Raw genomic sequence first — 5,992 nt, forward strand, 5'->3', positions numbered from 1 at the left:
GGGGGCGGCGCCCGCGTTGAGGAGTTCTGGATGATCCAGCACCTGCACAACGCGGCGCAACAACAAGCCTGACCCGCGCGGCCGATCACCGCACTGTCAGACCGCGGAGACCTCCCCGAAAACATCCCGGCCACCAACCCCAGGAGAACCTTCGACTCCGAGGTTGCAAGATGGGTTGTCAGGCGCGAGTCGAGGGCGATCAAGAACGACGCCTCCGTCGTCATCAAGGTCGCGCGGCCGGACGCGGACGAGAAGGAGTCGGCGCGCTCGGGCGAGGTCGACCTCGTGATCGAGAAGAACAGGTTCGGGCCGACAGCGACCGTGACGGTCGGCGCGCAGCTCCACTACTCACGTTTTCGCGACATGGCTCCCGAGAGCGGCAGCTGATGAGCCGCAGATCTGGAAGGAACCGCCTCGGGCGGCGAACTGCTCGGCGCGCGGAGAGGAGCATGGGCCCCGGAGCTCGCGTCCGGCACGCTCGTGGTCGCGGTCGGGCCGGCGGGGTCGGGCAAGTCGACGTTCGCCGGCACCGCCGCGGTCGACGAGGTGGTCTGCCTCGACACCTTGAGGCGCGAGATCAGCGGGGATTTCTCTGTCAAGTTCAGCGTGTTGAAGCATGATCAGCCACTGTCGCCCGACTCGCTCTGCAAGAGCCTGTGTCTGGACGCGATCTCCGATTTCAATCGGTGTCCCGGCTGGCGGCTGCGCGGTGCCGTCGATAGAGCAAGACCGCGAGCCCCAGGGCCGCGACGAACCCGGTCACGGCTTGGGCAATGTAGCTGACGGTCTCAATGGTGGTATCGGCGTCAGCGTCCACCAGCGCGATGAGTCCAGCGGCCCCCACGGAGAGACTGACGCTGAGCCACAGAATGCTCCGGATCGCGCCTCGCCCGTGCCGGGCTGGCGGCTCGGGATCACTCGCCGGAGCCAGCATTTGGGCTAGGTGTGGGGCGGTGAGATGGTCCTGGAACTCGGCATGCCGGAACTGGTACACCGGGCCGATCGTGCGCAGTAGGCCGAGCCGGTACGCATCGTCGAGGAAGGGCATGAGGCGGAGGGGAAGATCACGGCGAAATGCGGTGTAGGCGGACGCGACGGCGTATGCGAACCAGGCCCGCGGTCCGCTGAACAGGCCTATAAGCAGGGCACAGCACAGCCAAAACAGCACAACGAACAGTGCGTCATCGTTGTGTGAATCTAGTAGTTGCAGACCAGCTACTGCCGCAGTCCCGCTCAGGAACAGCCCAGTTCTGAGTAGGCCCATTTCGCGATCGCCTCGCAGGGAGCCCATCGGAGTGCCAGCGCGGTTGCTTCCCCGTGCGACATCGGCCCAGCGGTACCAGCCCGTCATAGCCCCGATAACGGCACCGCTTCCGAGCCCGTACAACATGACGGGCACGACCTTGACTTCGGTCGAGGTGCCGAAGACGGCGTCCCAAGCCCACGTTGTGAAGGAGTAGATGGGGGCGAAGAGGAAGCCGCCGGTCGCTGCGAAGAGGAGCGTCCAGCTGACAAGAGTGCGGCCGGGCCGGGTTTCCGCCCGAGGGGAACGGAAGACGGCGAGGCCGCGGATGTGCCTGGGCTCCGTATGAAGCGCGTTATTGGCTGTGAAGGCAGTGGCTCCGCCTACGAGTGCGAAGATGACCATCAAGGCGGATGCCGTTTCGGGTACGGAGGCCGACACCCGCAGACTCATTGCCGCCCCTAAGGCAATACCACTGATGATCAGGCCGGTGACCACCTGCACAATGGGCAGGAAAGCACGCGGCAGGGTGACGGCGGCCATGGTCCACCAGCGCAGATCCCGGGTGCTTTCCGAGGCCGGACGGACGGTCTCGTCGAAGGGGACGCGTGCGGTCCACGTACCTGCGGGCATGTGTCCGAGGCGGAGCGCCAGGAATTCAAGCCAGCGCCGGACCTGGTCGGGCGAGTGTTCACGGCGCGGTCGGAGTCCTCCCGGGTCTTTGCCAGACGGTGATCGTCGTTCGAGTAGAGCTGGGATCAGCTTGTAGAGAAGGTGACCGCGCAGGGCTGCCGCGGTGGCAAAGGCACCCGGTCGCATCAGGTCCCGGGGCGATGCACCAACGGCAGCGTAAGTGGTGCTTAGAAGCCACAGGTCCAAGGGGATGGCGACTGCCTCGGCGATTACTGCGATCGGGGCCGTGCGTGGTTCCGGGGCTTCCAGGCCGCTGAGGAGCTCTTCCCATCTACGGGAAGAGCGGTTTGCCAGGATGGAGCGCAAATAGGCAGCGGACTCGGTGGGTGCGAGCGGTTCTGGTTCGACGACTGCGGCTGAGGCCAGTACGCCAGTCCCGGCGCGTGAGGCCAGTTCATACTCCTCGGTGCGGCATGTGAGGATCAGGGGAATCTCCAGGCTTAGCGTGTCCGTCAGTTTCTGGATGAGTGCTGCGCGGGCTGGAGGGGGGAGTTCGTCGAGCCCATCGAGTACCGGGAGTACATGACCGTCTGAGACAAGTCTCGAGGCCACAGCACCACCGAGCTCCCGCACTTGAGGGAAGGTTCGTCGAAGCTCGCTCGCGAACCACAGATCAATCTCCGGGTGAGCCTTGACGCTCCAACCCGATACCGACATCGGCACCGGAACCGGCCCGCGCACCGGCTCACCGTCGGAGCGCTCCTTCAGTATCTGCAGCAGCAGACGGACGGAGAGTGTTGTTTTGCCGGCCCCAGGGCCCCCGATGATCACGAGTCGCCGACCTGGTAATTCCTTGAACCACGAAGCCAATTGCTCGACGTCGTGAGTCGGACCACTAAACGGACCGTGATCCGTCAGCGGCGCGCGGTACATCGTGTGATCCCGCATGGTGAGCCGCCAGACCACCGGCATGTGATAGCCCATGTCCTGATCTCGGATGTGGGCTTCAGTCGTCCATCGCTTTTTGACAGCCGCGTGCAGTTGGCTCCTGATGCGGGTGACATCCTCGTCAGTCACGGATTCCGGATTCGCAGCGATCTCTCGCCGCTTGGCCATCAGTAACTCGCCGCCGCCTATTGCCGCGATCACCAGTCCCGACCAGCTGATCAGGCCCGAGGAGTCCTCTAGATCTCCGTGCGAAAGTGCGGCCCAGAGCGGAGGCACTAGTACCAGCATCAGCCCCGAAAAGGCGATCAGGTAGTAGAAGCGGCGCCACTCGGGCCTTCCCATCTTCCTATGCTGACAGCCGTACGGGCCCGCGGCCAGAAGCATGCGCATCACGTATTCCCCACTGCCGCCTCACCCACCCCATGCAGCACGAGGCGAACCGCCGGCTCCCAACTGAAGGGGGAATTAGATCACCAAAATCTCACCGATCGTCGAATCCAAGCGCGGCTTCCAATCTCAGTTCGGCCGTTGAGATGCAAGGTGACCAGCAAATAGCTTTTGCGCCGTCAGACCGGGGTCACTTCCCGATCAAGCGGCGCCGAGCCAAGCCGACCGTCGGGCAGACTACGCTTGCCCAGCAGCTCTACAACGGCGCGTACGGATCGTCCAGCAAATGGACGATCTCTTCGGAGTGCCCCGCGCCAGGGTTGTACCGGAACCCGAGATCACTGCAAGACGGCGACGGTCAGGAACCTTGATGCGGTCTCAGCCGTCACGAGAAGAAGCTGCAGGGGTTGGTGGTCAAGGGGTGTTGCGTTGGTTCCAGCGGCCGCCGATTCAAGGCTGCGCCCACCCGGCCATTGGAGTAGGGTCCGCCTCCCGAGAGTCAGGTGGACCCCATGGTCGACATTGTTCAGTGGGCGACAGTTCCTGCGTGTATGACGCCTAGCGCCACGACGGTGAAGGAAGCAAAGTTCGTCACTACTGCTGGAATTGTAAAGTTCGCGGTCGGAAAGAGCGGCAGCATCGTTTTCGTCGCTGCGATAACGACTTCTCTGCCTGCTGGTCGGTACGTCCTTCGGGCTTCCCTGGAACGCACCGACCCTACTGAGCCGAACCGTGAGCCGGGACTTCTCGGCACCAATGCCCAGCTCCGGCGACGGCGTCACGGGAAAGGAGGCGTCGAGGATGTTCTCGTCATTGACGGGCCGCCTGTGCTGGGAGGCAACGGCAACTACGTCGTGGACTCGCCGGGCCGAGACTTCAACGACGGGATCGACCTGACGGACTACTTCTACTGGGTCCAGCTGGAGCTGAAGCAAGCGCAGCCCGCGACCGCCTCCACCCGCAACGCGGTGAAGGGACTCAGGCTTCTGTGACCGTCCCACTTGACTCAAGGCGGCACTTCGTCGAACAGGCCCACCGCGTTGGGTCAGCCCAGAACGGGACGGGGCTGGGTGGGCAGCGTGCGGACCGCGGACCGCTCTGCAAGCTGCTGGCGTAGAAGTTGGTTCTCGATTGTCGTTTGATGCAGGGCACCGACGAGACCTTCGACGTCGGCCTTGAGCTGGGCGATCTCCTGTGTGTCGGCAGCGCGTAGCTCCTTCAGCCGGCGGACCTGCTTAAAGCTCGTAACAGGATCTTGTTGAACGGCCCTGGTTGGGCGTGACTGTTGTGACGATCTGACCGTTCGGATGGGTGTGACGACTCGGCCGTGGATCGTGGATGACGACTTGTGGGAGCTGATCGAGCCGCTGCTGCCTCCCTGGCCCGAGCTGTCACCGGGACCGCGGCCGGTGTCGGACCGGCTGTGTCTGCAGGGCATCTTGTACGTCCTGCACCAGGACATCGCCTGGCAACTCCTGCCCCTGGAGCTGGGGTTCGGCTCCGGACAGACCTGCTGGCGACGCCTGGACCGCTGGCAACAGGCAGGGGTCTTCGAGCAGTTGCACCGCATCCTGCTCGCGAAGCTGAACGCGGCCGGCGAACTCGACTGGACCCGCGCGTGCGTGGACGGCTCCCACATCCGCGCGAAAAGGGGGGTGCCGCAACCAGTCCGTCGCCGGTCGACCGCCGGGAAACAGGCAGCAAACACCACTTGATCTGCGACGGGCGCGGCACCCCGCTCCACGTCATCACCACCGCCGCCAACGTCAACGACATCACCCAGACCCTCAACCTCGTCGACGGCATCCCGCCCGTCACCGGACGGCCCGGCCGACCTCGACGGCGCCCCGAAGCCATCCTGGGCGACAAGGCGTACGACTCCCGGGCCGTCCGTCATGAACTGCGCAAACGCCGGATCATGCCGGTGATCTCCCGCAAGGGCGCCCCGAACATCAAGGGGCTGGGCAAGCTCCGCTACGTCGTCGAGCAGACCTTCGCCCTGCTCCACCAGTTCAAACGCCTCGCCGTCCGATGGGAACGACGCCCCGAACTCCATCAGGCTCTCGTCTCGTTGGCCTGCGGACTGATCTGCTGGCGACGGCTCAAGAAGGCCAGATCATGATCGCGTTACGAGCTCTTATGTTGCGCTGGCGCGTGGATGACCATACCGGCCAGACGGCCTGCCGGAGGCGAGCTGTCGTTCACCCAACAGACCCTCAACCGGGCGCTGTCCAGGGCGCAGGCCTGGTTGACGGCAGAGTTACCCGTCTGAAGTCCTGGCGGATCATCCGCAGAGCGCGGTGCAGCCCGAATCGAATGACGTCATTCGCCACAGCTGTCCACACTCTGGAGCGGCAACACTGAAAGACCTCACTGCGTGTCGGTCCGCCGAGGCCACTCAACGGCCGGGAATTCACAGGAATGTCCGGAACTCGACCTTGACCGGTGAGATATGCGCGGGACGATGAAATTTCAGTCATCGGTGGGGAGGGAAAATGGCCATCAGTGCCGCGCTTTTCTCCGGATCCAAGTGCTACTTCTTCAAGGGGAACCGGTACATTCGTGTCACTCGCGGAGATGTCGGAGCTGGCACTGTGGACTCCGGATACCCCGCACCCATCGCCAACTGGGGCTGGCCCGGCGGATTCGGTTCAACCGGAATCGACGCCGCCCTCTACTCAGGCACCAAGTGCTACTTCTTCAAGGGGAACCGGTACATTCGTGTCACTCGCGGAGATGTCGGAGCTGGCACTGTGGACTCCGGATACCCCGCACCCATCT

Annotated in this window: 5 protein-coding genes; 4 read left to right on the forward strand and 1 reads right to left on the reverse strand. The window is 64.1% G+C overall.

The features are described 5' to 3' along the window. The first annotated feature begins 123 nt into the window (after positions 1-123). Positions 124-387 (forward strand): DnaB-like helicase C-terminal domain-containing protein, encoded by a 264-nt coding sequence (locus tag ACZ6AA_RS40710; RefSeq protein ID WP_471463629.1) that lies wholly within the window; start codon positions 124-126, stop codon positions 385-387. Positions 388-679: 292 nt separating this feature from the next. Here the strand turns inward: ACZ6AA_RS40710 and ACZ6AA_RS40715 are convergent, their stop codons facing one another. Continuing rightward, on the reverse strand, positions 680-3,166 hold the full coding sequence (locus tag ACZ6AA_RS40715; protein WP_471463608.1) for an NACHT domain-containing protein: 2,487 nt from the start codon (positions 3,164-3,166) through the stop codon (positions 680-682). 557 nt (positions 3,167-3,723) lie between these two features. Here ACZ6AA_RS40715 and ACZ6AA_RS40720 point away from each other — a divergent pair. The 3 genes from ACZ6AA_RS40720 to ACZ6AA_RS40730 form a co-directional block, all read left to right on the forward strand. Then, a complete protein-coding gene (locus ACZ6AA_RS40720) occupies positions 3,724-4,203 on the forward strand; it encodes a hypothetical protein (protein WP_471463610.1) in 480 nt (159 codons plus the stop codon). Positions 4,204-4,518: 315 nt separating this feature from the next. Beyond that, positions 4,519-5,333 (forward strand): IS5 family transposase gene (locus ACZ6AA_RS40725; protein ID WP_471463612.1). Its coding sequence is split into 2 segments (ribosomal slippage): positions 4,519-4,842 and positions 4,845-5,333, totalling 813 coding nucleotides; the frame shifts between segments, so codons are not numbered across the junction. A gap of 373 nt (positions 5,334-5,706) precedes the next feature. Beyond that, the coding region (locus tag ACZ6AA_RS40730) for a hemopexin repeat-containing protein (RefSeq protein WP_471463614.1) at positions 5,707-5,992 on the forward strand (286 nt) is incomplete at its 3' end.

It is taken from the genome of Streptomyces sp. NPDC040610 (assembly GCF_055594065.1).

Coding starts and splice junctions, on each gene's coding strand:
- ACZ6AA_RS40715 (WP_471463608.1), bottom strand. CDS start 3,166: ATGGGAAGGCCCGAGTGGCGCCGCTTCTACTACCTGATCGCCTTTTCG.
- ACZ6AA_RS40720 (WP_471463610.1), top strand. CDS start 3,724: ATGGTCGACATTGTTCAGTGGGCGACAGTTCCTGCGTGTATGACGCCT.